This window comes from Streptomyces sp. NPDC051664 (genome assembly GCF_044453545.1).
Taxonomy (GTDB): domain Bacteria; phylum Actinomycetota; class Actinomycetes; order Streptomycetales; family Streptomycetaceae; genus Streptomyces.
The window spans coordinates 278,397-300,253 of sequence record NZ_JBITCU010000005.1; the positions used below are offsets into that span (position 1 = coordinate 278,397).

27 protein-coding genes, 1 pseudogene and 1 riboswitch are annotated in these 21,857 nt (G+C 69.8%); of the genes and pseudogenes, 9 read left to right on the forward strand and 19 right to left on the reverse strand.

Annotation, left to right across the window (positions count from 1 at the left end; genetic code table 11):
* Positions 1-85: 85 nt before the first annotated feature.
* On the forward strand, positions 86-922 hold the full coding sequence (locus ACIA8E_RS12585) for a TIGR02452 family protein (RefSeq protein WP_399297248.1): 837 nt from the start codon (positions 86-88) through the stop codon (positions 920-922).
* Positions 923-1,167: 245 nt separating this feature from the next.
* Here the strand turns inward: ACIA8E_RS12585 and ACIA8E_RS12590 are convergent, their stop codons facing one another.
* The 3 genes from ACIA8E_RS12590 to ACIA8E_RS12600 all read right to left on the reverse strand — a co-directional run bounded on the left by ACIA8E_RS12590 (position 1,168) and on the right by ACIA8E_RS12600 (position 3,768).
* Positions 1,168-1,617 carry a type II toxin-antitoxin system PemK/MazF family toxin gene (locus tag ACIA8E_RS12590; RefSeq protein WP_399297250.1) on the reverse strand — a complete coding sequence of 150 codons (450 nt, stop codon included), beginning with the start codon at positions 1,615-1,617 and terminating at the stop codon, positions 1,168-1,170.
* Positions 1,618-1,848: 231 nt separating this feature from the next.
* Positions 1,849-3,390 (reverse strand): flotillin family protein, encoded by a 1,542-nt coding sequence (locus ACIA8E_RS12595; RefSeq protein ID WP_399297252.1) that lies wholly within the window; start codon positions 3,388-3,390, stop codon positions 1,849-1,851.
* Between the two features lie 159 nt (positions 3,391-3,549).
* Entirely contained in the window at positions 3,550-3,768 is a 219-nt protein-coding gene (locus ACIA8E_RS12600; protein ID WP_399297254.1) for a hypothetical protein, read from the reverse strand.
* 49 nt (positions 3,769-3,817) lie between these two features.
* Between ACIA8E_RS12600 and ACIA8E_RS12605 the strand changes: the two genes are divergently transcribed.
* The 3 genes from ACIA8E_RS12605 to ACIA8E_RS12615 all read left to right on the forward strand — a co-directional run bounded on the left by ACIA8E_RS12605 (position 3,818) and on the right by ACIA8E_RS12615 (position 7,018).
* A complete protein-coding gene (locus tag ACIA8E_RS12605) occupies positions 3,818-4,840 on the forward strand; it encodes a LacI family DNA-binding transcriptional regulator (RefSeq protein ID WP_399297255.1) in 1,023 nt (340 codons plus the stop codon).
* A gap of 119 nt (positions 4,841-4,959) precedes the next feature.
* Positions 4,960-5,283 carry a hypothetical protein gene (locus ACIA8E_RS12610; RefSeq protein ID WP_399297257.1) on the forward strand — a complete coding sequence of 108 codons (324 nt, stop codon included), beginning with the start codon at positions 4,960-4,962 and terminating at the stop codon, positions 5,281-5,283.
* A 298-nt stretch (positions 5,284-5,581) separates the two neighbouring features.
* Positions 5,582-7,018 carry an aldehyde dehydrogenase family protein gene (locus ACIA8E_RS12615; RefSeq protein WP_399297259.1) on the forward strand — a complete coding sequence of 479 codons (1,437 nt, stop codon included), beginning with the start codon at positions 5,582-5,584 and terminating at the stop codon, positions 7,016-7,018.
* A 98-nt stretch (positions 7,019-7,116) separates the two neighbouring features.
* On the opposite strand, the gene trxA is transcribed toward ACIA8E_RS12615, so the two are convergent.
* The gene (trxA, locus tag ACIA8E_RS12620) at positions 7,117-7,491 is read right to left on the reverse strand and encodes a thioredoxin (protein WP_399297261.1); all 375 of its coding nucleotides are present in this window, start codon (positions 7,489-7,491) and stop codon (positions 7,117-7,119) included.
* A gap of 115 nt (positions 7,492-7,606) precedes the next feature.
* Between trxA and ACIA8E_RS12625 the strand changes: the two genes are divergently transcribed.
* On the forward strand, positions 7,607-9,049 hold the full coding sequence (locus ACIA8E_RS12625; RefSeq protein ID WP_399297263.1) for a dihydrolipoyl dehydrogenase family protein: 1,443 nt from the start codon (positions 7,607-7,609) through the stop codon (positions 9,047-9,049).
* 322 nt (positions 9,050-9,371) lie between these two features.
* Here ACIA8E_RS12625 and ACIA8E_RS12630 read toward each other — a convergent pair whose 3' ends face one another.
* From ACIA8E_RS12630 to ACIA8E_RS12645, 4 genes are all read right to left on the reverse strand, one after another.
* Positions 9,372-9,869: a hypothetical protein gene (locus tag ACIA8E_RS12630; RefSeq protein WP_399297265.1), complete on the reverse strand. Its 498-nt coding sequence runs from the start codon at positions 9,867-9,869 to the stop codon at positions 9,372-9,374.
* Between the two features lie 73 nt (positions 9,870-9,942).
* Entirely contained in the window at positions 9,943-10,497 is a 555-nt protein-coding gene (locus tag ACIA8E_RS12635; protein ID WP_399297267.1) for a hypothetical protein, read from the reverse strand.
* Positions 10,498-10,662: 165 nt separating this feature from the next.
* Positions 10,663-11,166 (reverse strand): Asp23/Gls24 family envelope stress response protein, encoded by a 504-nt coding sequence (locus ACIA8E_RS12640; protein ID WP_399297269.1) that lies wholly within the window; start codon positions 11,164-11,166, stop codon positions 10,663-10,665.
* Positions 11,167-11,413: 247 nt separating this feature from the next.
* Positions 11,414-12,010, reverse strand: coding sequence for a histidine phosphatase family protein (locus tag ACIA8E_RS12645; RefSeq protein ID WP_399297270.1), 597 nt, complete (start codon positions 12,008-12,010; stop codon positions 11,414-11,416).
* A 127-nt stretch (positions 12,011-12,137) separates the two neighbouring features.
* Positions 12,138-12,286, forward strand: a riboswitch (adenosylcobalamin (AdoCbl) riboswitch).
* Positions 12,287-12,289: 3 nt separating this feature from the next.
* On the opposite strand from ACIA8E_RS12645, the gene ACIA8E_RS12650 reads away from it, so the two are divergent.
* Together ACIA8E_RS12650 and ACIA8E_RS12655 are read left to right on the forward strand one after the other, a co-directional pair.
* Positions 12,290-12,508 carry a CbtB domain-containing protein gene (locus tag ACIA8E_RS12650; protein ID WP_030980799.1) on the forward strand — a complete coding sequence of 73 codons (219 nt, stop codon included), beginning with the start codon at positions 12,290-12,292 and terminating at the stop codon, positions 12,506-12,508.
* Between the two features lie 28 nt (positions 12,509-12,536).
* Complete coding sequence (locus tag ACIA8E_RS12655) at positions 12,537-13,310, forward strand: CbtA family protein (RefSeq protein ID WP_399297273.1); 774 nt, start codon at positions 12,537-12,539, stop codon at positions 13,308-13,310.
* A gap of 89 nt (positions 13,311-13,399) precedes the next feature.
* Here the strand turns inward: ACIA8E_RS12655 and ACIA8E_RS12660 are convergent, their stop codons facing one another.
* Together ACIA8E_RS12660 and ACIA8E_RS12665 are read right to left on the reverse strand one after the other, a co-directional pair.
* On the reverse strand, positions 13,400-13,987 hold the full coding sequence (locus tag ACIA8E_RS12660) for a GNAT family N-acetyltransferase (RefSeq protein ID WP_399297275.1): 588 nt from the start codon (positions 13,985-13,987) through the stop codon (positions 13,400-13,402).
* A gap of 130 nt (positions 13,988-14,117) precedes the next feature.
* The gene (locus ACIA8E_RS12665; protein ID WP_399297277.1) at positions 14,118-14,483 is read right to left on the reverse strand and encodes a tetratricopeptide repeat protein; all 366 of its coding nucleotides are present in this window, start codon (positions 14,481-14,483) and stop codon (positions 14,118-14,120) included.
* A gap of 168 nt (positions 14,484-14,651) precedes the next feature.
* Here ACIA8E_RS12665 and ACIA8E_RS12670 point away from each other — a divergent pair, with 168 nt between their 5' ends.
* Both ACIA8E_RS12670 and ACIA8E_RS12675 read left to right on the forward strand, forming a co-directional pair.
* Entirely contained in the window at positions 14,652-15,617 is a 966-nt protein-coding gene (locus ACIA8E_RS12670; RefSeq protein WP_399297279.1) for a pirin family protein, read from the forward strand.
* A gap of 474 nt (positions 15,618-16,091) precedes the next feature.
* Complete coding sequence (locus tag ACIA8E_RS12675) at positions 16,092-16,751, forward strand: MSMEG_1061 family FMN-dependent PPOX-type flavoprotein (protein WP_399297281.1); 660 nt, start codon at positions 16,092-16,094, stop codon at positions 16,749-16,751.
* A gap of 224 nt (positions 16,752-16,975) precedes the next feature.
* Here the strand turns inward: ACIA8E_RS12675 and ACIA8E_RS12680 are convergent.
* The 9 genes and pseudogenes from ACIA8E_RS12680 to ACIA8E_RS12720 form a co-directional block, all read right to left on the reverse strand.
* Positions 16,976-17,122: pseudogene (locus tag ACIA8E_RS12680) on the reverse strand (sulfite oxidase-like oxidoreductase); the annotation flags it as partial.
* A 164-nt stretch (positions 17,123-17,286) separates the two neighbouring features.
* Positions 17,287-17,613 (reverse strand): DUF1048 domain-containing protein, encoded by a 327-nt coding sequence (locus ACIA8E_RS12685; RefSeq protein WP_399297283.1) that lies wholly within the window; start codon positions 17,611-17,613, stop codon positions 17,287-17,289.
* A 1-nt stretch (position 17,614) separates the two neighbouring features.
* A complete protein-coding gene (locus tag ACIA8E_RS12690; protein ID WP_399297285.1) occupies positions 17,615-17,971 on the reverse strand; it encodes a DUF1048 domain-containing protein in 357 nt (118 codons plus the stop codon).
* Positions 17,968-18,294: a PadR family transcriptional regulator gene (locus tag ACIA8E_RS12695; RefSeq protein WP_363189592.1), complete on the reverse strand. Its 327-nt coding sequence runs from the start codon at positions 18,292-18,294 to the stop codon at positions 17,968-17,970. Before ACIA8E_RS12695 ends, ACIA8E_RS12690 begins: the two co-directional genes overlap by 4 nt.
* Positions 18,295-18,414: 120 nt before the next feature.
* Complete coding sequence (locus ACIA8E_RS12700) at positions 18,415-18,561, reverse strand: hypothetical protein (protein ID WP_399297287.1); 147 nt, start codon at positions 18,559-18,561, stop codon at positions 18,415-18,417.
* A 285-nt stretch (positions 18,562-18,846) separates the two neighbouring features.
* The gene (locus ACIA8E_RS12705) at positions 18,847-19,782 is read right to left on the reverse strand and encodes a GNAT family N-acetyltransferase (RefSeq protein ID WP_399297289.1); all 936 of its coding nucleotides are present in this window, start codon (positions 19,780-19,782) and stop codon (positions 18,847-18,849) included.
* Between the two features lie 115 nt (positions 19,783-19,897).
* Positions 19,898-20,245 (reverse strand): YciI family protein, encoded by a 348-nt coding sequence (locus ACIA8E_RS12710; RefSeq protein WP_399297291.1) that lies wholly within the window; start codon positions 20,243-20,245, stop codon positions 19,898-19,900.
* Positions 20,242-21,177, reverse strand: coding sequence for a virginiamycin B lyase (locus tag ACIA8E_RS12715; RefSeq protein ID WP_399297293.1), 936 nt, complete (start codon positions 21,175-21,177; stop codon positions 20,242-20,244). Before ACIA8E_RS12715 ends, ACIA8E_RS12710 begins: the two co-directional genes overlap by 4 nt.
* Positions 21,174-21,827, reverse strand: coding sequence for a CatB-related O-acetyltransferase (locus ACIA8E_RS12720; RefSeq protein ID WP_399297295.1), 654 nt, complete (start codon positions 21,825-21,827; stop codon positions 21,174-21,176). The genes ACIA8E_RS12715 and ACIA8E_RS12720 overlap by 4 nt, the downstream gene beginning before the upstream one ends.
* Between the last annotated feature and the right edge of the window lie 30 nt (positions 21,828-21,857).

Consider the following 21,857-nt stretch of genomic DNA (forward strand, 5'->3'; position numbering starts at 1 on the left):
TGCCCTTGCGCGGCACATAATCCCGTTGCGCAGGGAGCGCAGGAGCGTCGATCATGCCCCGTATGCATTACACGGGGGAGTGCCGATGAGCGCACGGCTGCGCGCCATCGCGACAGAGACCGAGTCCATTGTCGAAGCCGGGCTCTACCGCACGCCCGAGGGGCGTGAGATCAGTATTGAGCGCACTCTGGCCGCCGCGCTCTCCGGGACCCGGCTGTACGGGCCCGACCCGGTGCCCGTCGCCGCACTCGACACCGACCGCACCGCGGTCATCCAGGTGACCGGCGAGAGCAGCCTGCAGGCGGCGCACCGGATGACCGGCGAAGGGCCCGGCAGGATCGCCGTTCTGAACTACGCCTCCGCCCGTAACCCCGGGGGTGGTTACCTCAACGGCGCGCAGGCCCAGGAGGAGGCCCTGTGCCGCGGCTCCGCGCTGTACGCCACCCTGCTGCGGGCCCCCGACTACTACGCCCACCACCGGGCCGAACGCAGCGCGTTCTACACCGATCGGGTGATCCACTCGCCCGGCGTGCCGGTGTTCCGCGACGACCGGGGGCGGCTGCTGAACAGCCCGTACACCGTCGGCTTCCTCACCTCGCCGGCGCCCAACGCCGGAGTGATCCGCAGCCGGACGCCCGAGGACGCCCACCGCATCCCCGCGGTGCTCGCGTCCCGCGCCGAGCGGGTGCTGGAGGTCGCCGCCGTGCGCGGGTACCGCAGGCTCGTGCTCGGGGCCTGGGGCTGCGGCGTGTTCATGAACGATCCGGCGCAGGTGGCCGGCGTGTTCCGGGCGCTGCTCGCCGACGGGGGCCGGTTCGCCGGCCACTTCGAGCAGATCGTCTTCGGCATCCTCGACCGCAGCCGCACGGCGGCCACCCGCAACGCGTTCGCCCGGACGTTCGACCGCGAGCCGCGGACGTAACCGTGACGTTGAGCCGGAGGAGTGGCGGCCAACCGCAACGGGCACGTTGAGCCGGAGGAGTGTGCACCGACCGTGACGGCCGACGTCGGACCGGCGCTGTGGGAAGCGGCTCTGACGGCGACGTCGAGCCGTGGGCGCCAACCGTGACCGTCAGGTCGAGCTGGAGGGATGGGCGCCGGCCGTGACGGTGTCGAGCCGGAGAGGCCGACGTCAGCCGCCACGGCCGGTGGGTCCGGCCCCGTCGGTCAGCTCCAGCCGTAGCGCTCCCGCAGCCGCCCGACGACCAGATCGAACCGGTCCCGGTCCAGCGCGCACGCCTCGCGGCGCATCCCGTCCTCGTGCACCCGCAGCACCCGGTCCAGATCGACCCAGGACGGCCGGCCCGAGCTGTCCCACGGCCCGGCGCCGAGGGCCACCCACTCGCGCTCCCGGTCGTGCTGCTTGCTGGAGAGCTGCACGGCGAGCAGCGTGCCCGCCGCCTCGCGTGCCACCACGAGCACCGGGCGGTCCTTGCCCCGGCCGTCGTTCTCCTCGAACGGCACCCAGGTCCAGACGATCTCGCCGGGGTCGGGATCGCCGTCACGGTCGGGGGCGTACGAGGTGCGGACCTGGCCCACATCGTGCGGGTCGGCCTCGGCGGTGGCGGTCGGACCGGAACGGCCGGGGAAGTCGGCCGAGCCGTCGGTGCTGGTCATACCGAATGTGCTGACTGAACGGTGAGGGATCGTCATCCGGACACCGTAGAACGTGCACGACCCATTCCGTGGAGCCGGGTCCGCCGAACACGCGGCGGACCGGGAAGGACGACGCCGATGCGCTGCGGAGGGCACCGGGCGCGCCGTTCCGCTCGACGGGACAGCACAGAGCTGTGGCCGGTACTCGCCCGTGATTGACGGACAAGAACCGGCCACAGCTGCCACGACCGGTCAGGAGGGTGCGCCGCCCTCCTGACCACCCGTCACCGGAATGTGCTCCTTGCGCGGCGCGGGCGGGACGGCGGGCGCGACACCGTTGACCGGGGGTGCAGCCTCCGTCCCGCCGTTGCTCCGGCCATCGTTCCGGCCGTCGCCCTGGCTCATCGTGGACAGGAGCTGGCGGGCCAGGCCCAGCCCCGTACCACCCATCGTCAGCGCCTTCGCGAACATCTCCGACATGCCGTCCGCCCCGTTCAGCAGCACCATGTGATCGACGCTGCTGAAGGCGCCTGCGCCGGCCTCGACGATCTCCGGCCACCTCTCCGCCAACTGCTGTGCGACCACGGCTTCCTGGTTCTCCGCCAAGGCGGCGGCCCGTGCCTTGATCGCCTCCGCCTCGGCCAGACCCTTCGCCCGGGTCGACTCGGCCAGCGCGAGCCCCTTGGCCTGCGCCGCTGCTGCCTCCGCCTCACCGGTCGCCCGGGTCGCCGACGCGGCTGCGGTGCCACGCGCCTTGGTCGCCTCGGCTTCGGCGATCGCCGCCGTCTTCACCCGGTTGGCCTCGGCGATCGCAGCGAGCTCCGTCTCCTTCGCATGCGCCTCGGCGGCCGAGATCCGGGCGTCGCGCTCGCCCTCCGCCAGCGTGCGCTTCTCGTACGCCTGGGCATCGGCGGGCTTCCGCACGTCGACCTGCAGCTGTTGCTCGCGCCGCTGGGCCTCCAGCTCGGCGACCCGGGTCTCCTGGACCACGACCTCCTGCCGGGCCGCTGCGTCGGCGAGCGGACCTGCCTGCCGTGACTTGGCCGCGGCCTTGTCCCGCTCGGCCTGGTAGCCGGCCTGCAGGATCTCGCTGTCGCGGGTCGCCTCCGACATCCGGGCGGCGGCCTGCTGCTCCGCCTCGGTGGCCCGCCGGTTGGCCTCGGCCTGCGCGATCCGGGCATCCCGCTGAACGGCGGCGGCATGCGGCATGGCGAGATTCTTGATGTACCCGGTCGGGTCCTCGATCTCATGGATCTGCAGCGAATCGACGATCAGCCCGAGCTTCTCCATCTCACTGCCGCACGCCGCCCGGGTCTGACCGGTGAGCTTCTCCCGGTCCCGGATCATGTCCTCGACGGTCAACCCGCCCACGATGGAACGGAGATGACCGGCGAACACGTTGTGCACCCGCTCCGCCATCATCTTCTGCTGGTCGAGGAAGCGGCGGGCCGCATTGGCGATCGACACGAAGTCGTCGCCCACCTTGAAGATGACAACACCGCGCACCCGCAGGGGAATCCCCTGATGCGTGACGCAGTCGACGGACAGTTCCGTCTCGTTGAGGTCGAGAGACATCTTCCGTACCGCTTGCACACCGGGCAGGACGAGCGTGCCGTGCCCGGTGACGATACGGAACCCCATGCCCTGCCCAAGACCTTCGGTCTTGTGCTTGGAGCCCGATATGACCAGTGCTTCGTTCGGCTCGGCCACTCGCCACATCAGCTTGAAAAGGCCGATCAACACAATGATGGCGGCGAGAACCAGACCCGCCGTGACGCCGATGACCATCGGCATGCGCCCCCTTATCGCAGTGCCCCGTCGGCACTGCTGAACAGACGGAGTCTTCTCCTGGGGGCGACGGCGGAGAAGAGGTGTACAAAACCTTGCCGCATTCTTGACTCCGCGGACCCGACGCCTGTGCGTCACACACCTCAACTGGTCTGCGCGTGCACGTCAACTGTCGTACGCGCGCGCCACATACACCGTGCGCGGGGGGAGATACTCGATCACCGTCACCACGGTCCCCGGATCCATGCGGTCCTTCGGTGAGGACGGGTACGCGAGGAAGTGCTCGGCGCCCCCGCGAATCCGTACGATCACCTCGCCGACCAGCCCCGGCCCCACCGTCCCGGTCACCCGGCCGAGCAGTCCCACCATCGACGAGTCATCCATGCCCCGGAGCGTACCCACGCAGGACCGGTCTGGAAGACTGCCCGACGCCATGAGCCAGTTACCCGAGCAGCCCTCCGAAGGTCCGGTCCCGACGAGCGCCGACGTGGCGCGACTCGCAGGCGTCTCCCGGGCCACCGTGTCGTACGTACTCAACAACAACTCGTCCGTGCGGATCAGTGATCCGACCCGCCGTCGGGTCAGGGAAGCAGCCGGCGAACTCGGCTACGTTCCGCACGCGGCGGCCCGAAGTCTGCGCGCCGGACACACCCGGATGGTGCTGCTGCCCACCGGTGACCATCCGGCCGGACCGCTCCACCACCGCTTCTTCCATGAGCTCGAGTCAGGCCTGCGCCGCCTCGACTACACCGTGGTCCAGCACGGCAGCCTCGGCCTGGACGCCGAGGAGGCCGCCCGTGCCTGGGCCGAGCTCCGCCCTGTCGCCGTCGTCGCCCCCGGCGGGATCGCCCTCACCCCGCAGGGCATCGCTGTGCTCCGGCGTTCCGGGGCCAGGGCGGTGATCACCCTCGGCCCGCAGCCGGTCGAGGGTGCCCACGCCCTGGTCATGGACGAGCAGGAGGTGGGCCGTTGCGCCACCACGCATCTTCTGGAGCGCGGCCGCCGCCGGATCGGAGTGGTCATGCCCGAGGAACGGGGCGTCGGCGTGTTCGCCGAACCCCGGCTGGCCGGAGCCCGGCGGGCCGCGGCCGGTGGCGGAGCCCGTATCGAACCGCTGCCCCTGCGGTACGAGGAGGAGCCGGCCGCTGCCCTCGCCGCGCGCTGGCGCACGCTCGGACTCGACGCCGTGTTCGCGTACAACGACGACTACGCGATGCTTCTGATGCGGGCGCTCCAGGACGCGGGCATCGAGGTGCCCGGCGAGACCGCCGTGATCGGAGCCGAGGATCTGATGCTGGGCAGGCTGCTGAGGCCCCGGCTGAGCAGTGTGCGGATGGAACTGGCGACGGCGCAGCCACTGGCCGATCTCGTCGACCGGCTGGTGCGGAACCCGGGGAGCGAGCCCGAGCGGCACGACCTGCTGAGTGCGCGGGCGATCCCCCGCGAGTCGAGCTGAGGCGGCGGGGCGTGGTCGTCGGGCTCACCGGCGGCGGGACATGGGGTGGCCTGCCCGGCACTGCAACACGGCAGCGCGGCAACGTGCGCGCCGCGCGTCGCTTGCTTAGCGTCATGACCATGAGCTATCCGCAGAGTTACGAGATCCTGCTCGTCCCCGGGTTCACCGACACCAGGACCGAACCGGCCGAAGCCCCCGAACGCCCGGAAGCCACCGACGACACCGAGCACACCGAGGCTCCCGACTCCGTCGCCGTCATCCGCTCGGCCGTCGTGGAGGCCACGGGTGAGACGGGGGCCTCGGGCTACCCCCGGTACGCCGGGGAGGGCATGGTGGCGGACATCGATCCGGTGACCCGGACCGTGGAGGCCCTGCTGATCGACGGCGCCGAACTGGACTACGGCCTCTCGGTCAGGGTCTCGGAGCGGAAGACCCAAGGCTGAGCCGGGACGCAGGGAACTTCCTTCCACTGATGGAGAGTTGGGAGGTTCCGTCGCTGAGTGAGGTCAGCACGGAACGGCGGGCGCAAAAGGGAGCAGCAGTTCGATCAATTCCCTTGTCGGTGGGTGCCGCGTGGCTACGATGTTGCAGGTTCAACCGAGCGAGGTCACGTTCGATCGCCGAACGCAGTTCGCACGGTTGCGCCGGATCGCGTCGTCCCGCGAACCCGCGGCCGCACCCCGCACCCCCGCGCCCCACCGCATGGGACCACCGCTCGAACCGATCGACTGGAGAGTCTTCATGTCCCTGCTCGACCCCAAGGCCTGGCAGTCCCGCACGCTTGCGGGAGGTGAGTCGGACGTCGTCGAGCCCGCCACCGGCGAGGTGCTCGGACGTGTCACGCTGGCCGCGCCCGAGGACATCGCCGCGGCCGCCAGGTCCGCGGCCGCCGCCCAGGACGCCTGGTCCCGCACCCCGCACTTCGTCCGCGCCGCGGTCCTGCGCCGGGCCGGCGACCTGTTCACCGCGCACGCCGACGAACTGCGCGAATGGATCGTACGGGAGTCGGGCTCGATCCCCGGCAAGGCCGACTTCGAGCTCCACGTCGCCGCCCAGGAGTGCTACGAGGCCGCCGCGCTCGCATCCCGGCCGACCGGTGAGGTACTGCCCAGCGAGGACGAGCGTCTCTCCTACACCCGGCGCGTCCCGGTCGGCGTCGTCGGCGTGATCGCCCCGTTCAACGCGCCGCTGATCCTCTCCATCCGGTCCGTCGCCCCCGCACTCGCCCTGGGTAACGCGGTCCTCCTCAAGCCCGACCCGCGCACCGCCGTCTGCGGCGGGCTCGCGCTGGCGGCGGTCTTCGCCGAGGCCGGACTCGACGAACACCTGCTGCACGTCCTGCCCGGCGGCGCCGAGGCCGGACAGGCGCTGGTCGCCGAACCGCGCGTGCCGGTCATCTCCTTCACCGGCTCCACCGCGGCGGGCCGCGCCGTCGGTGAAGCTGCCGGACGGCTCCTCAAGCGCGCCCACCTGGAACTCGGTGGCAACTCCGCCCTTGTCGTTCTGGAGGACGCCGACCTGGAGGGCGCGGTGGCCCAGGCCAGTTGGGGCTCGTTCTTCCACCAGGGCCAGATCTGCATGACCACCGGCCGACACCTCGTACACGCCTCGCTGCTCGACGAGTACGTCGAACGGCTCGTCGCCAAGGCGGACGCGCTGGCGGTCGGCGACCCGCACCGTGAGCAGGTCCACCTGGGCCCGATCATCGACCGTGGCCAGCTCGGCAAGATCCACCGGCTGGTCGAGTCGAGCACCGCAGGCGGCGCGAAGCTCGCGGCCGGTGGTACCCACCGCGATCTGTTCTACCGCCCCACCGTCCTCACCGACGTCGACGACCACACGCCTGCCTACACCGAGGAGGTCTTCGGTCCGGTGGCCCCCGTGCGGTCCTTCGAGACCCTGGACGAGGCCGCGGCGCTGGCCGCCGACAGCCCGTACGGACTCTCCCTCGGCATCGTCACCCGTGACACCGCGCTCGGCCTGGAACTCGCGGACCGGATCCCGACCGGCATCGTCCACATCAACGACCAGACGGTGAACGACGAGGCGGTCGCGCCTTTCGGCGGCATCGCCGCGTCCGGCACCGGCGCACGGTTCGGCGGCGGGGCCAACCTGGAGGCCTTCACCGAGCTGCGCTGGACGACTGTGCGCCACGAACCGGCCGGCCACCCCTTCTAGCCGCCCCTTCCGGCCCTCAGGTCCTGTCCGCCTCCGCAACGCCAGGAGGGCCCGGCCGATGGCCGGGCCCTCCTCCACCCGCAGTCGGGGCGCGCAGGCTACTGCTGCTGTTCCTTCTGCTGGTTCTCGATGGACTTGCGCACCTCGTCCATGTCCAGCTTCCGGGCCTGTCCGATGACATCCTCCAGAGCAGCCTCCGGCAGTGCCCCGGGCTGGGCGAACACCGCCACATTGTCCCGGACGATCATCAGCGTCGGAATGGACTGGATCTCGAAGGCCGCCGCCAGCTCCTGCTGCGCCTCGGTATCGACCTTGGCGAAGACCAGGTCGTCGTGGCGCTCGGACGCCGCGTCGTAGACCGGCGCGAACTGCCGACACGGGCCGCACCAGGAAGCCCAGAAGTCGATCAGGAGGAACTCGTTCTCGCTGACGACCTGATCGAAGTTTTCTTTGGTGAGCTCTACGGTGCTCATGCTTCTGTACCTCTTCCTGTGCCCGCTGGGACCTGTCCCGGACAACGGTCGCTTCCTTTGCGCTATTCCGCCTGCCCATGTGGCCGCAGCCCACACCCACCACCAGACTGTCCCCATGACAGATGCTGATGCTGTGAAAAACGCCGTATACGACGTCGTGGTGATCGGCGCGGGGCCGGTGGGGGAGAACGTGGCGGACCGGACCCGCGCGGCCGGGCTGAGTACGGCGGTCGTCGAGGCGGAGCTGGTCGGCGGCGAATGCTCGTACTGGGCCTGTATTCCCAGCAAGGCCCTGCTGCGCCCGGTCGTCGCCCGTGCCGACGCGCGCAGGGTCCCCGGCCTCAGCGCAGCCGTGCAGGGCCCACTGGACACGGCCGCGGTCCTTGCCCACCGCGACTGGTACGTCTCGGACTGGCACGACGACGGGCAGGTCGCCTGGCTGGAGGGCGTCGGTGCGGATCTCTACCGGGGCCAGGGCCGTCTGGCCGGTACGAAGCAGGTTTCCGTCACCACCCCCGACGGCACCGAACACCGGCTCACCGCGCGGCACGCCGTCGCCGTCTGCACCGGCAGCCGCGCCGTGGTTCCCGACCTGCCCGGAGCCGCCGATGCCCGCCCCTGGACCAGCCGGGAGGCGACCAGCGCGAAGGAGGTTCCGGGCCGCCTGGTGATCGTCGGCGGTGGGGTCGTCGGCGTGGAGATGGCCACCGTCTATCAGGCGCTCGGCGCCCAGGTCACGATGCTGATCCGTGGCAAGGGCCTGCTGCCGAAGATGGAGCCGTTCGCCGGTGAGCTGGTCGCCGAGGCGCTGACCGAGGCCGGAGCCGACATCCGTACCGGCGTCTCGGCCACCTCCGTCAACCGCACAGCCCCGGACGGCCCCGTCACCGTCGAACTGGACAGCGGCGAGCGCATCGAGGCCGACGAGATCCTCTTCGCCACCGGCCGCGCCCCGCGCACCGACGACCTCGGGCTGGAGACGGTGGCCCTGAAGCCCGGATCCTGGCTCCCGGTCGACGACAGCTGCCGTGTGGAGGGCAGTAACTGGCTCTACGCCGTCGGCGACGTCAATCACCGGGCGCTCCTCACCCATCAGGGCAAGTACCAGGCCCGCATCGCGGGTGCCGCGATCGCCGCCCGCGCCCAAGGTGCCCCGCAGGCGACCGGTCGTTGGGGCGCCCACACGGCGACCGCCGACCACGCGGCCGTCCCTCAGGTGGTCTTCACCGACCCGGAGGCCGCGTCCGTCGGTCTCACCCTCGCCGAGGCGGAGCGGGCGGGCCATCGCGTACGCGCCGTCGACTACGACCTCGCCGCGGTCTCGGGCTCCGGCCTCTACGCGAGCGGTTACCGGGGCCGCGCCCGCATGGTCGTCGACCTCGACCGGGAGACCCTGCTCGGCGTCACCTTCGTCGGGCCGGGCATCGGCGAGCTGTTGCATTCGGCGACCGTCGCGGTCGCGGGCGAGGTCCCCATCGACCGGCTCTGGCACGCGGTCCCCGCCTTCCCCACGATCAGCGAGGTCTGGCTGCGCCTGCTGGAGGCGTACCGCGGCTGAGTACGGTCGGTGGGCCGACGCGTGGAGGGACGGGATCCCGACGTGGCCCGAGCGCCCCTGCAGGAGGCGGGGTCGCTGCGCTGTCGGGATCCGTCGCCCCCGCGTACTCGCACGCTGCCCTCGCGTCCCGAAGTGCGGCGGAGTGGCGGCGAGCTCGTCGGGCGAAGCATTTCCCGGTTCTCACCCGTATTGGCGCCGCCCGCCCATCCCGTGGCCGACAGCACCGAGAATCGTGTTTCTCCACGTGGCCGACGACTGCTGTCGCTCACACCCGACCCGGGCCAGGAGACCGTGGCCCGGATCGCAACCGATCACTCCGCGATCAGGTGCTGAGCAGGCGGTTGAAGAACGAGCGGTAGCGCTGAAGCGCTATGCGCAGATCCTCGGTGAGGACCTCCTCACCCCGGCCCCACTGGCTTTCGAGCCCTTCCTTGCGGGATGCGAACGACCGGGCCAGCGTCTGCATGACCTCGGCGACCAAGGCGTCGGCCGTACGGACGGCGTCCTGCGGATCGTCGACGAAGGCTGTCTGGACGGCCTGCCATTTGGCCTTGAAGGCCTCGGCTTCCTCGGGACCGAGAAGCGGCTCGTTCTCCTGGCCCTGCTCCGGCGCCGAAGCGTGCGGTGTACCCGCCACGGCCTGCTCCGTGGACGGGGATCCCTCGGCGGCGCCCACGGTGGGCGGGGGAGCGGCCGCCGCTGCCGGCGGTGTTCCACGATCTGCGTCTCGGTCGTCCCGGGGCCGGGCGAGATCCTCGGTGCTGAGTCCCGCGTCGGTCGCGCTGCTGTGGTCGCCTGCTCCACCGTGTTCGCGCTGCATGCTTGTTCACCTCGTCCGAATGGGTTTCGACGGGCTCTCGATCCGTGGCCCGCCGGTATACGCGGGCGCCGGGTCAAGTGTGTTGCTGCCCCGGCCTGTCGCCGTTGGTGAGCAGGTCGTCGAAGAGTGCGCGGTAGTGCACCATCGCTCCCCGCAGTTCCTCGGTGGTCGTCTGCTGGCCACCGGCTCGTGCATTGACTTCGTGGGCGGCGCGGTAATGCTCCAGCGTGCGCCCGTGTTCGACCGACAGATCCTTCACCTGCTGCTCATAGCCCTCGGTCGGGTAACCGCGTTCCTTCATGAGCCGGGTCACCAGCTGGTCCGCCTCACCGACCGCCTCTTGCGGACGGTCCACGAAGTGCTCCTGCACGCTGTTCCACTCCTGCGCGTACTGCTGACGAGCGGTCGAGGGCAGCGGCTTGAGATCGAGGTCGTCGTGACGTTGCTCGCGGTCGCGCAGATCACGCTCGGCCGCCGTGCGGCTGTCACCGGCTTCAACAGTGCGCTCGTACTCGGGCCCGAAGCGCTCCCGCAGATGCCGCCGCCGAATGGCGAGCCGGACAATCACCGCGAGGGCGACAAGGACCACCACCACGACGACGATGGCAACAATGATTCCTGTGGACATCTGGTCCTCCGATCGAGGTCAGCCACCCCCGTCATGTGCGGCTGCCTCAGTGGCCCTGTACCAGGCGGATATCCGACGGACCTCGGGAGACAGCCGAGGTTTCAGGCCGACGACACGGCCGATGGTCACCCCCTTCGACCAGGTGCGATCCGGTCCGGCGAACCCCTACACGACTCGCCTCTCCGGCACCTGCTCCTCCTCTTCCTCGTCGGGCAGCTTCACGTCGGTAACCGTGATGTCGACCTCTACGACCTCCAGACCGGTCATCCGCTCGATGGCGGCGATCACCTCGGTCCGGATGTCGCCCGCGAGCTCGACGATCGGGAAGCCGTATTCGACGATGATCGACAGGTCGACCGCGGTCTGGACCTCGCCGACCTCGACCTTGACCCCGCCGGTGACGGACCGACCTCCCGCTCCGGGCACTCGCTCCCGCGCGGTCCCCATACCGCGGATGAAGCCTCCGCCCATGCCCTGGACTCCGGGCACGCTCCGGGCCGCCAGCCCGGCGATCTTCGCCACCACGCCGTCGGCGATCGTGGTACGCCCTCGTGCCCCGGGTTCCGTCCGGCGGTTTTCTCGGCGGTTTTCGCTCTGCGGTCCTGCTCCGTGCGTGGACTCGGATGGGCGGGTGGTCTCGGGCCGGCTCAGCTGCGTCTGATCGGTCATGGTCGGTCGCCCTTCCGAAGAGGAGGTGGGCTCGATCGCCTTGGCCATTTTACGTACGATTTGTCAGCATTGCTTGGGCGGAAGGGTTCGCGGCCGGGTCCGCCGCGGAGGGGAGCAGTTCGGTGTGGGGGAGTCGGGTCCCGGGTGCCCGCCCTTCATCCGGGACAGGGGAGGCGCAGTCCGTCGTGACGCATGGTGGAGGGGGCGTACGTGATACCGCGGTCCGTCACGGAGACGGCTCACCCGGCTACCTTCCGTGCGCTGGGGTGTTCTGGTCCGTTCCGGTGCTCAGGGGCCGCCCGCAACGCAGGTTCCAACGCCCGGACCGGCCGCTGAGCTCGGTCAGTGTCAGCGGAGCGACGTCCAGCCGCCAGAACGCCTGCGGCGGAAGGCCCAGCGCATGCACGATCGCGGCCCGCACCGCAGCGGGTTCGACCACGGCGAGCACGCTGCCGTCATCGGCGCCCTCCCCATGCAGCGAATCCAGCCAGCCGCCCACCCGCGCATGCAGATCCAGCAGCGACTCACCGTCGTGCGGGGCGGCCGAGGGGTCGGACAGCCAGGTCGACACCGCCTCCGGCTCGTCCCGGCTCACCTCCGCCAGCCGTTGTCCGCGCCAGCGACCCAAGTCCCAGCCGCGAAGGGCAGGTTCGGGCTCGGACCGCAGCCCCAACGCCTCGGCGGTCCCGGCGCACCGCGCGTCCGAGCCGTGCACCCGGCGGTCGGCAGCCGGCACCTCGGCCGCGGCCGCACGCGCCCGCCGGACGCCGGACGCGTCGAGCGGGGTGTCGCCGTCGAAGCGGGCCTCGCGCAGCGCCGCGTTGAGCGCCGGTGAGATCAACATCACCCGTACCGTGAACACCCGCGTCAACTCCCTGAACTGTGGCCTCTTCAGTAAGCACACCATGGCATCCGGGGCTGTGGGGTGGGCAGATGGTGCCATGGCGGCGGGGTGCTCCCAGACGGTATGGTCGCGACGAACATGACGACGGTGTGATGGAAGTCCGGTGAGAATCCGGCACGGTCGCGCCACTGTGAACCCGTATCCGTACGGGAAGTCAGACCCAGCACTGTCGTCTCAGGCACCACGATCGGGACGCGTGTTCCCCCAGGAGGTTCTGCCATGGCACAGACTGCTGCCCCCGCCGCCGTCGCATCACCCGCCATCACTCCCATCTCGCTGAAGGCCATCGCCCCATGGGCGGTCTTCTTCGGCATTCTCATGCTCGTTCTGCTGTACTTCGTCGGCGCCGAGCAGGGCGCCACTGCGGTCATCTCCGGCGAGGGTGTCCACGAGTGGGTCCACGACGGTCGCCACCTGCTCGGTTTCCCCTGCCACTGACATACCGAGCAAGCCAGGGGAACCCCTCATGAACTCCATATCTGTCAGAGCCCTGCTGGTCCGCGGAATGCTGGCCGGCCTGGTCGCGGGCGCGCTCGCACTTGCCGTCGCCTACTTCCTCGGAGAGTCGCGGGTCGACGCGGCGATCGCCCTCGAAGAGGCGCACAGCCACGACCACGGCGGCGGCGAGGAACTCGTCAGCCGCGCCATGCAGTCCACGGCCGGCCTCGCCACCGGTGTCCTCGTCTTCGGCGTGGCCGTCGGCGGCATCGCCGCGCTCGTCTTCTGCTACGCCCTCGGCCGCATCGGCAGGTTCGGCCCCCGGGCCACGGCCGCACTGATCGCGTTCGGCGCCCTGCTGACCGTGTACGTCGTGCCGTTCCTCAAATACCCGGCCAACCCGCCGGCCGTCGGCAACCCCGACACGATCGGCCAACGCACCGCCATGTTCTTCCTCATGGTCGCTCTCAGTGTGCTGCTCGCCATTGCGGCCGTCATCCTCGGCAAGCGGCTGGCTCCTCGCCTGGGCAACTGGAACGCGACGATCGTCGCATCCGCCGCCTACGTCCTCGTCATCGGGCTCGCCTACGCCTTCCTGCCCTCGTTCAACGAGGTCGGCAAGGACTTCCCGGCCGGCCTGTTGTGGGAGTTCCGCCTCGCCACCCTCGCCGTTCAGGCCACGCTCTGGACCACTTTCGGTCTGTTCTTCGGCTACCTGACCGAACGGCTGCTGGTGCCGGGACCGGACCCGGTCCCGGCGGAGGGTGGCACGGTATCCCGCACGGCCACCGCTGCCGGCTGACCGGCCGAAACACCACTACGACCGAACCCGCCAGGAGCTGCCTGGCGGGTTCGGTCGTGGTAGGGGTCCAGCCGCCCGGGTGTCCGGCGTCATGACGGACGTCGAGCCGAGACCTGGGGAGAAGGTGCGGACCCGGCGGCTCCGTCCGTCGCAGCCGCTCCGTCCCCGCGTTCGGCCGCCGATCCGGCCGTCCAGTCGATCCGGTAGTGCCTCAGCAGGTCGTCCTCCCCGACGAAGCGCATCCCGGCCGCTGCCATGACGTGCTGGGACGCGGCGTTGTCGAGGTCGGCGTCGCCCTTGACCGACGCGACACCCTCGGCACGGGCGAACTCCAGCAGCGCGCGCAGAGCCTCGGAGGCGTACCCCTTGCCGCGCATCGCCGGTATCAGGCCGTAGCCGATCGTGACCTGCCCCTGGTCGTCCGGGACGCCATGGAAGCCGACTCCGCCGATGGCGTGCCCGTCCTCGCGGAGGCGGATCTCGTACGCGCCGAACGGCTCGGGATTGCCGGTGTCCGCGCAGTGCTCCAGGAAGTGCCGCGCGCCCGCCCGGTCGCCGTCGTTGGGATAGTCAGGTGCCCAGAGGGCGTCCGGCCCGGGACGGCCTTCCACTACGTACTCCGCCTCTGCGGGGGTCAGAGGGTGGAGCACGAGCCGCGTTGTCACAAGAGCTTCCATGACTCGTCGGACTATCACGGCGGCAAGCCTCGACGCATCGGAATTTTGGCCGACCGAAGAGGGGGTAGCGACGTGCGTAAGGGCCGACTCCCCCCGAACACGCCCGCAGCCCTACCGAAGGCGCTCCGCCTCAGACGTCCGAGTCGCCCTCGTCGTCCCAGAAGTCCCCGGACATCGCCGCAGCCATGCGCAGATGCGGTGTCGCCTCGGCCTGCCGTCCCTGCCGCTCCAACGTGCGACCGAGCATGAGCCGTGCGTAGTGCTCCACAGGGTCGCGCTCCAGCACGGCCCGCAGCTCCGTCTCGGCCTTGCCGAGCCGGGCCGAGTGGTAGTAGGCGCGGGCCAGCAGCAGCCGCGGGGCGACCTGCTCCGGCGCTTCCTCGACCAGCCCACCCAGGATCCGGGCCGCGGTGAGATACTCCTTCGCCTCGAAGAACATCCGGGCGCGATCCCAGCGGTCGGCTGCTGTGCCGAACTCGAAGTAGCTGTCGTTCACTTGTCCTCCTCGGTCGCGGCTTTCCCGGAACCTGCCGGTCGGGCGTCCGGTCGCATCCGCCCAGCCCTTCGTTCACCGTTGACAACACAGCATAATGGTTGAACATTCCACTAAAATCTCGGCGTGGGTATCGACCACCCACGCCCGCACGGGAATAGGTTGAGCGCCATGAGCAATCTCGATCGCCAGGCCGCACTCTCCGTCTGCGGAGGGCGGGGTTTCGTCGTCGCCGAGCCGGTGCGTGAACTTCTCGCTCCGCGCCACGTCCAGCTCGGCGAGTCCACCGAGGTCCGCCGGCTGCTGCCCAATCTCGGTCGGCGCATGGTCGGCGCCTGGGCCTTCGTGGATCATTACGGCCCCGACGACATCGCCGACGAGGCGGGGATGCAGGTCCCGCCGCACCCCCACATGGGTCTGCAGACGGTCAGCTGGCTCCATGAGGGCGAAGTGCTGCACCGAGACAGCCTGGGCAGTCTGCAGACGGTCCGCCCGCGCGAACTGGGGCTGATGACCTCCGGCCGGGCGATCAGCCACGCCGAGCAGAGCCCGAAGTCGCACGCCCGTTTTCTGCACGGCGCCCAGCTCTGGGTGGCCCTGCCCGACGCGCACCGGCAGGTCGAGCCGCACTTCCAGCACCACACCGAACTGCCCACCGTCACCGCCCCCGGCCTCACCGCCACGGTGATCCTCGGCGAACTCGACGGCGCCACCTCACCGGGCACGGCCTACACCCCGATCGTCGGCGCAGACGTCGCCCTGGCGGGCGGCGCCGAGGCGCGACTGCCGCTCGACCCCGACTTCGAGTACGCAGTGCTGTCGATGTCCGGCGAGGCGGAGGTCGACGGTGTGCCGCTGCAGCCCGGATCGATGCTCTACCTCGGCTGCGGCCGCAGCGAACTTCCCCTGCGCGCCAACTCCGACGCCGGACTCATGCTCCTGGGCGGCGAGCCGTTCGAGGAAGAGATCGTCATGTGGTGGAACTTCATCGGCCGTTCCCACGAGGAGATCGAGGAGGCCCGGAGGAGCTGGATGGAGAGCTCCCGCTTCGGTGAGGTGAAGGGTTACGACGGCGATCGGCTGCCCGCTCCCGAACTGCCGCCTGTCGCGCTGAAACCGCGCGGTCGAGTGCGCTGACCTGGTGTGATGTGCGTGTTGCGAGTCGTCGTCGTCCTCGCTGCGTCCCTTCGTCGGTACGGTGAGGGGACGCAGCTGTGCCCGGCGTGGGCTGGTCCTTGGGTGATCGGTACTTGAGTGTTGGCGCCTGTGACCAGGTCTGATCAGACACTTGCTGACGCTTTGTTGACCTTATTGACCAGTAATCAGAATCCTGTAGTTGCTGAGTGCGCCGCCGACCGCCGAGCTGTTGGACCTCCCAAAGCTGCGTGGCGTGGAGTGACACCGCGTACTCGATGATTGCTGCTCCATCGCTTGCCTTTCGGCACCGCCGCTCGTGTTCTGCGCGTTCCCGTCGCCCGGCGTTCACTGTGGACTGCCTCTGGCTGCTGCTGTGGTGTCGGCCGTGCGGCGGAGCGGTTCGAGAGGCCGTCTCTATGTCCCCACGCTCACCGACCAAGATCAATCGCAGGTCGGCCCATTAGGGTCGAAGGCATGACGACACCCCTTGCCGGCAGTGCCTTCGACTCGCTCCGCCTCGACGCCGTGCCCGGCCAGGAGGCGTTGCGCCGGGTCTACGAACTTCCCAGCGACGCGGCCGTGCGGAAGCAGATGACCGAACTCACCGAGCAGACTCGGCGGTTGATCGGCTGCTCATCGCTGGTCCTGGTCGCCAGCGCGGATGCCGAGGGCAACTGTGACGTCTCCCCGCGCGGCGGTCCCGCCGGGTTCGTCGCCGTCCTGGACGCACGGACGGTGGCGATACCCGACGCGACCGGCAACAAGCGTCTGGACACCCTGCAGAACGTCGTCGCCACGGGACGGGCCGGGCTGCTGTTCGTCATTCCGGGGCGCACCACGACACTCAGGGTGAACGGCCGGGCCTGCGTCTCCACCCGCGCGGAGCTGCTGTCGCAGCTGACCGCCGTGGGCAAGCCGCCGGCCAGTGCGCTGGTGCTGGGGATCGAGGAGGTCTACCCGCACTGCCCCAAGTCGCTGCTGCGCAGCGGGGCCTGGAAGCCGGAGGAGTGGCTGTCGGCGGACGCCCAGCCGGCCTCGGCCGAGGTGACGCTGGCCCAACTGCGGATGCCGGAGCTGACGATCGCCGACATCGAGCAGGCGGAGGCGGACTCGCTGAAGTACCGGTACGAGTAACGGGCCGACCTGCGATTGCTGAACCACCAGCCGGCCGAACCCCCAGATCGGCACGCCCCGAGATCGATCGCGGGGCAGCTCGTCAGCGAGTAGGCCCCCGGGGCGACCGTCGCGAGGGCGGCGTCCCCCTCGGACAAAGGGCCGGCATGCGCACCACCCGTGTCCGCACCATCTCCTTGAGGGCCTTGCTGCTCGGCTGGATCGTGGGGCGCACAGTGGTTGCCTCATCCGCCAGGCAGGTGCGGGCCGTCGTCCTCTTCCTCCTGGTAGGAGTAACGCTGCGGCCGCCACGGGTCGGCGATGTTGTGATAGCCGCGTTCTTCCCAGAAGCCACGCCGATCAGCGGTCATGTACTCGATGCCGCGCAGCCACGACCGTGCTGGCCACGCACCATGAAGGAGAGCCACGCACCGCCGGGCCAGGTATCGCCAGCCTGCTCGACCACCTCGGTGGACAGGATCTGCGGCGGCTTCCGGTGACCGGTCGGTCCGCGCCTGTTCGCGCTGCGCCGAGGCGAACGAACCCGCGTGCGGGCTTACTTCTCGGCCGTGCCGGGTTCCCTGCTGATGGACTCCTGGTAGGCGTCCGCATAGGTGGGTGAGTCCTTGACCAGGTCGTCGCAGAACGCGGCGACGTCGTTGCCGATGAGTTGCAAGACCCCCTTGCCCGCGGCGGCGCCCTCCTCGAAGAAGTCGACGATCCCGGGGAGCAGGGGCCCGTCAGGCAGGTCGATCGGTCCGACCTTGAACAGGTATTTCTGCATCTCCTTGTAGACGATCTGGTAGTCCGGCGGGAGCGCCTTGACTCGAGCCATGTGCGCCCGCCACTGCTTCTTGCCCTCGATGATGTCCTGGATGCCCATGTCAGCCTCCCAGCCGGCTCAATTTCCTTGCGACGTTCCTGTTCAACTGCTCGCGCCACCGGTCGCGATAGGTTCGGGCCCCTTCTCCACCAGCCAGTGCCGTGCAAAAGCCTCGGATGTCGTCGCCGAGCACCTCGTGGACGCTCTGCCCGTCGGCCGCTGTTTCTTCGAGCAGCCCCAGGGCTGCGTCGAGGATCGGCATCAGGTTGCGGCCGGTGAAGCCTCCATGGGGGAAGAGGTGGACTTTGATCTGTTTCCACGCCGCCCGGTATTCGTCCGGCAGGGCCTCGGCCCGGGCTTCGAACGCCTTCCATTCCCTGGTGAGATCGCTGCCTGTGATGGTCTCCCAGAAGTTCATCTCCCGCCCTCCTTGAGCCTGTCGATGCGTGATGAGACGTACTGCCATTTCGTCCAGAACTTCGCGAGTTCCTCGCGTCCGGCGTCGTTGAGCGCGTAGAACTTGCGCGGCGGACCGACCCCGGATGGTCGCTTCGTCACCTGGACGAGTTTGTTCCTCTCCAGTCGCAGCAAGATCGTGTAGACCGTCCCCTCGACGACGTCGGCGAAGCCGAGCTCGTTCAGCCGGCGGGTGATGGCGTACCCGTAGGTTTCCTCGCTGCCGATGATTTCGAGCACGCACCCTTCGAGCGTGCCCTTCAGCATCTCCGTCAGGTCGTCCATCGCGCGTCCTCCTCGGCCCTAGTGGTACTGCGTAGTACCGAGTACCACTATACGGTATCACCGAGTAGTGGAGGAGGGAGCTGCCGGCAGAGAAACTCCGTGGGGCACGTGTGGTCGAGGTCAACGGCGGTGCGCGTGTGCGGCCTCCGGCGAGGCCGACGCAAGGCCGGCACTGGTGGGGGGCGCCGAGTGGCGCAGGTCCACGCCGATGCCCTTGGCCGTGAGCTGCTGGACCAGAAGGCCCGCGGTGCCATCAACTGCCGCCATCCGGGGAGGTCGTGGACGGCCCGCATGTCGTGCTGTGCAGGATCGAGGCGAATCTGGCGGAGCTGGTCGGCGGTGAGGCGCCCTCCGTCGAAGATGAAACCGACCTTGTTCAGCGGCAGCCTGGGCCCGGCGTGGAGGAAGTGCGTCAGGAGCAACCTCGGTGCGCCCGAGCCGAGTTCGAAGAGGCTGTCATGCATCGGGCGGGAGACCACGGTCAGCCGCTGAGTCCGTGACGGCCTTCGGGCAGGGGCCTGATCCGCATCGCGGGTCAGGCCCGCGGCAGGGTCAGTCCCAGACCAGGTTGAGGGAGCGTTCGAAGTTGACGTATCCGGCGCGGGCGAAGGAGTTCGCCATGGGAACGTTGCCGAGGTCCGTCGATGCCCTGATCCGGTCGACGCCCTCGGCGGCCAGGATACGGGTGCCCTCGGCGAGGATCTCGTCGATGTAGCCGTTGCCGCGGTGTGCGGGCAGGACACCGATGTACGCGATGATCGGGTGGTAGCTGTTGCGGGCCGGGACCACGAAGCCCACCGGACCGCCACCGTCGGGGAGTTCGGCGATGCGCCACCACTCGTGCGGACTCTTGAACCCGGCGAACTCTCCGTCGTAGTGCCGTTCCGCCGCCTCGCGCGGGCTCAGTCCGGATGCCAGGTCCGCCTGGCCGTGGGCGTCGAGGGTGCCCTCCATGACCGGAGTCATCAGGGCGAGGAGGTCCTCACGGTCGGTCACCGGGCGGAAGACGAGACGCCCCTTGGACTCCGGGAGCAGGGACGACGGGGTCCACTGCAGCCGTAGGCGCTCGACCAGCAGCCGTGCTCCGGTGCTCTCCAGCACGCGCGTGCGGGATTCGACCACCTCGCGCGCTGCGGGGTCCTCGTGCCAGTCGGGCGGGACGAAGCGACCGTACTCCGGCAGCTTCGCGCCCGCCGGGAAGACGGTCGCCGTCGCTGTCTCGAACAGCCGCAGGCCGATCTCGTCGCGGTCGGCCCGGGGCAGTGTGTCGTCGATGTCGAAGAAGTCGAACTGCAGCGGGACGTCACCGCCCGGGGTCGTCCACCAGGCGAGCCGCGCGAGGAGACGGTCGCCGTCCAGGGCCACCCATGCCCACTCGGGGCGGCGGCAGCCGTCGGCGAAGTCCGCGGTCAGTTCGTGGTCGAGGACGTAGGAGAGCCGGCAGAAGAGATCGATCTCCTCGGGGCCGGTCAGAGGTCGGTAGCTCACCGATGTCAGTTTCAAATCAACTCCTGTGAAGGGATACAGCGTTCCGGGCCCGGTATGTCGTGCTGGTCGGGCACGCCGGGTGTCCGGGCAGAGGGCGTCGCGGGCCGCATGGCGCTCAGGCCGATTCGAGGATCGGGCGGACTTCGAGCGCCTCCGGGGTGGGGAAGCCGCGGGCCAGCTCGATGGCCTCGGCGTGGTTGGCCACCTCCAGCACGAACCAGCCGCCGAGGGTTTCCTCGCCGCTGTGCACGGGCCCGTCGGTCACCGCCGCGGACCCGTCCGCCGTCTTGCGCACGGTGACGGGGCCTTGGTGCTCGGTGTCGAGGGCGTCGCCGCCCGCCAGCTTGCCCGCTGCCGCGAGCTCGCCGATCCAGGTCTCGTACGCCTTTCGGTAGGCGGCGCGGTCGGCCTGGATCAGGGCGCGTGACGTATCCGTCTCGAAGATCACGAGGGCGTATTTCATGGGGTGTTCCTCTGCTCGGTGTTCTTGGTGGCGAGGGTGGTTCTGGTGGTGGTCGGTTTGATGCGGGCCAGTGCGCCCGTCTCCAGGGCCGTCCACAGGGCGCCGTCCGGGCCCACGGTGATGCCGTGCGGCTCGGAACCCGAGGTCGGCAGGTCATGGACGGTGACCGTGCCGTCGGAGGTGAGCGAGCCGACTCGGTTCCCACCCCATTCGGTGAACCAGGCCGTTCCGTCTGCGTCGGTCGTGACCGCGTGCGGCTTGGCGGAGCGGTCGGGCAGCGCGTACTCGGTGATGCGGCCGTCGGGTGTCAGCCGGCCGATCTGACCGGCTGCGATCTCGGCGAACCAGACACTTCCGTCCGGGCCCACGGCGATCCCCACCGGTGCGGCCGCCTCGGTGGGCAGCTCGTGGACCGTGATGCGGCCGTCCATGCCGATACGGCCGATGGCGTTGGCCTGGTTCATGGTGAACCACATCGAGTCCCCAGCCGCGGCGATCATGGAGGGGAACGCGCCGGTGCGGGGCAGCGGGTACTCCGCGACCGATCCGTCGGTGGTGACGCGGCCGACGCGGTCGGCGGCGGTCTCGGTGAACCACAGCGCGCCGTCCGGCCCCGCCGCGATGCCGAAGGGCCCGCACTCCGCGGTCGGCAGCGCGAACTCCGTCACCTGGCCGGCGGGCGTGATCCGCCCGATCCGGTGCCCCCGGTACTGCGTGAACCACAGCGCACCGTCCGGCCCGTTACAGATGACCGTCGGACCGCTATCCGGGGCGAGTTGATGACTGGTCGGCTCCTGTCCCGGGACCAGCCGGCCGATCCTGCCGCTGTGCACCAGGGTGAACCACAGCGCGCCGTCCGGGCCCGTGGTGAGCGCGTACGGCCCGCTCTCGCGGTCGGACACCGGGTACTCCTCGACGGTTCGGGGCGTCACTGCTGCTCCAGACCTTCGGCGGCGGCGATGCACCCGATGTCCTTGGGGGATCCCGCCATGATGGTCCGGGCGTGCTCGGTCACCAGCTCGACGGGCCAGTCCCACCAAGCGGCCCGGGTGAGCCGCTCGATGTCACCGTCGTCGAAGCGCTGTCTGATCGTCCGGGCCGGATTGCCGCCCACGACGGTGTACGGCGGCACGTCGGCGGTGACCATCGCTCCGGCCGCGATCACCGCACCGTCGCCGATCCGTACCCCCGGCATCACGGTGGCTCCGTATCCGAACCACACGTCGTTGCCGACCACCGTGTCACCTCGGCTGGGCATGCCGGTGACGAGGTCGAGAGTCCGCTCGGTCCACTCTCCGCCGAACATGGTGAAAGGGAAGGTGGACACCCCCATTGACGGGTGGTCGGCGCCCGCCATCAGGAACCGGGTGCCCGTCGCGATCGCACAGTACTTGCCGATGATCAGCCGTTCCGGACCATACGCGTACAGCACGTTGCGCTGTGCGAAGTCGGTCGCGCCGTCGGGGTCGTCGTAGTAGGTGAAGTCACCCGCCACGACGTTCTTCCCGTCGACCAGTGGCTTGAGGAAGACGACACGCTCGTGGGCGGGCAGGGGTTGGACGGTGCTCGGATCAGGTGTCACGCGGGAATCTCTCCAAGGGGGTTCGCGGCG

Bases quoted from the DNA above. Each gene is read 5' to 3' on its own strand.
- ACIA8E_RS12585 (WP_399297248.1), top strand. From the start codon at position 86: ATGAGCGCACGGCTGCGCGCCATCGCGACAGAGACCGAGTCCATTGTC.
- ACIA8E_RS12590 (WP_399297250.1), bottom strand. From the start codon at position 1,617: ATGACCAGCACCGACGGCTCGGCCGACTTCCCCGGCCGTTCCGGTCCG.
- ACIA8E_RS12595 (WP_399297252.1), bottom strand. From the start codon at position 3,390: ATGCCGATGGTCATCGGCGTCACGGCGGGTCTGGTTCTCGCCGCCATC.
- ACIA8E_RS12600 (WP_399297254.1), bottom strand. From the start codon at position 3,768: ATGGATGACTCGTCGATGGTGGGACTGCTCGGCCGGGTGACCGGGACG.
- ACIA8E_RS12605 (WP_399297255.1), top strand. From the start codon at position 3,818: ATGAGCCAGTTACCCGAGCAGCCCTCCGAAGGTCCGGTCCCGACGAGC.
- ACIA8E_RS12610 (WP_399297257.1), top strand. From the start codon at position 4,960: ATGAGCTATCCGCAGAGTTACGAGATCCTGCTCGTCCCCGGGTTCACC.
- ACIA8E_RS12615 (WP_399297259.1), top strand. From the start codon at position 5,582: ATGTCCCTGCTCGACCCCAAGGCCTGGCAGTCCCGCACGCTTGCGGGA.
- trxA (WP_399297261.1), bottom strand. From the start codon at position 7,491: ATGAGCACCGTAGAGCTCACCAAAGAAAACTTCGATCAGGTCGTCAGC.
- ACIA8E_RS12625 (WP_399297263.1), top strand. From the start codon at position 7,607: ATGACAGATGCTGATGCTGTGAAAAACGCCGTATACGACGTCGTGGTG.
- ACIA8E_RS12630 (WP_399297265.1), bottom strand. From the start codon at position 9,869: ATGCAGCGCGAACACGGTGGAGCAGGCGACCACAGCAGCGCGACCGAC.
- ACIA8E_RS12635 (WP_399297267.1), bottom strand. From the start codon at position 10,497: ATGTCCACAGGAATCATTGTTGCCATCGTCGTCGTGGTGGTGGTCCTT.
- ACIA8E_RS12640 (WP_399297269.1), bottom strand. From the start codon at position 11,166: ATGACCGATCAGACGCAGCTGAGCCGGCCCGAGACCACCCGCCCATCC.
- ACIA8E_RS12645 (WP_399297270.1), bottom strand. From the start codon at position 12,010: ATGTTGATCTCACCGGCGCTCAACGCGGCGCTGCGCGAGGCCCGCTTC.
- ACIA8E_RS12650 (WP_030980799.1), top strand. From the start codon at position 12,290: ATGGCACAGACTGCTGCCCCCGCCGCCGTCGCATCACCCGCCATCACT.
- ACIA8E_RS12655 (WP_399297273.1), top strand. From the start codon at position 12,537: ATGAACTCCATATCTGTCAGAGCCCTGCTGGTCCGCGGAATGCTGGCC.
- ACIA8E_RS12660 (WP_399297275.1), bottom strand. From the start codon at position 13,987: ATGGAAGCTCTTGTGACAACGCGGCTCGTGCTCCACCCTCTGACCCCC.
- ACIA8E_RS12670 (WP_399297279.1), top strand. From the start codon at position 14,652: ATGAGCAATCTCGATCGCCAGGCCGCACTCTCCGTCTGCGGAGGGCGG.
- ACIA8E_RS12675 (WP_399297281.1), top strand. From the start codon at position 16,092: ATGACGACACCCCTTGCCGGCAGTGCCTTCGACTCGCTCCGCCTCGAC.
- ACIA8E_RS12685 (WP_399297283.1), bottom strand. From the start codon at position 17,613: ATGGGCATCCAGGACATCATCGAGGGCAAGAAGCAGTGGCGGGCGCAC.
- ACIA8E_RS12690 (WP_399297285.1), bottom strand. From the start codon at position 17,971: ATGAACTTCTGGGAGACCATCACAGGCAGCGATCTCACCAGGGAATGG.
- ACIA8E_RS12695 (WP_363189592.1), bottom strand. From the start codon at position 18,294: ATGGACGACCTGACGGAGATGCTGAAGGGCACGCTCGAAGGGTGCGTG.
- ACIA8E_RS12700 (WP_399297287.1), bottom strand. From the start codon at position 18,561: ATGGCGGCAGTTGATGGCACCGCGGGCCTTCTGGTCCAGCAGCTCACG.
- ACIA8E_RS12710 (WP_399297291.1), bottom strand. From the start codon at position 20,245: ATGAAATACGCCCTCGTGATCTTCGAGACGGATACGTCACGCGCCCTG.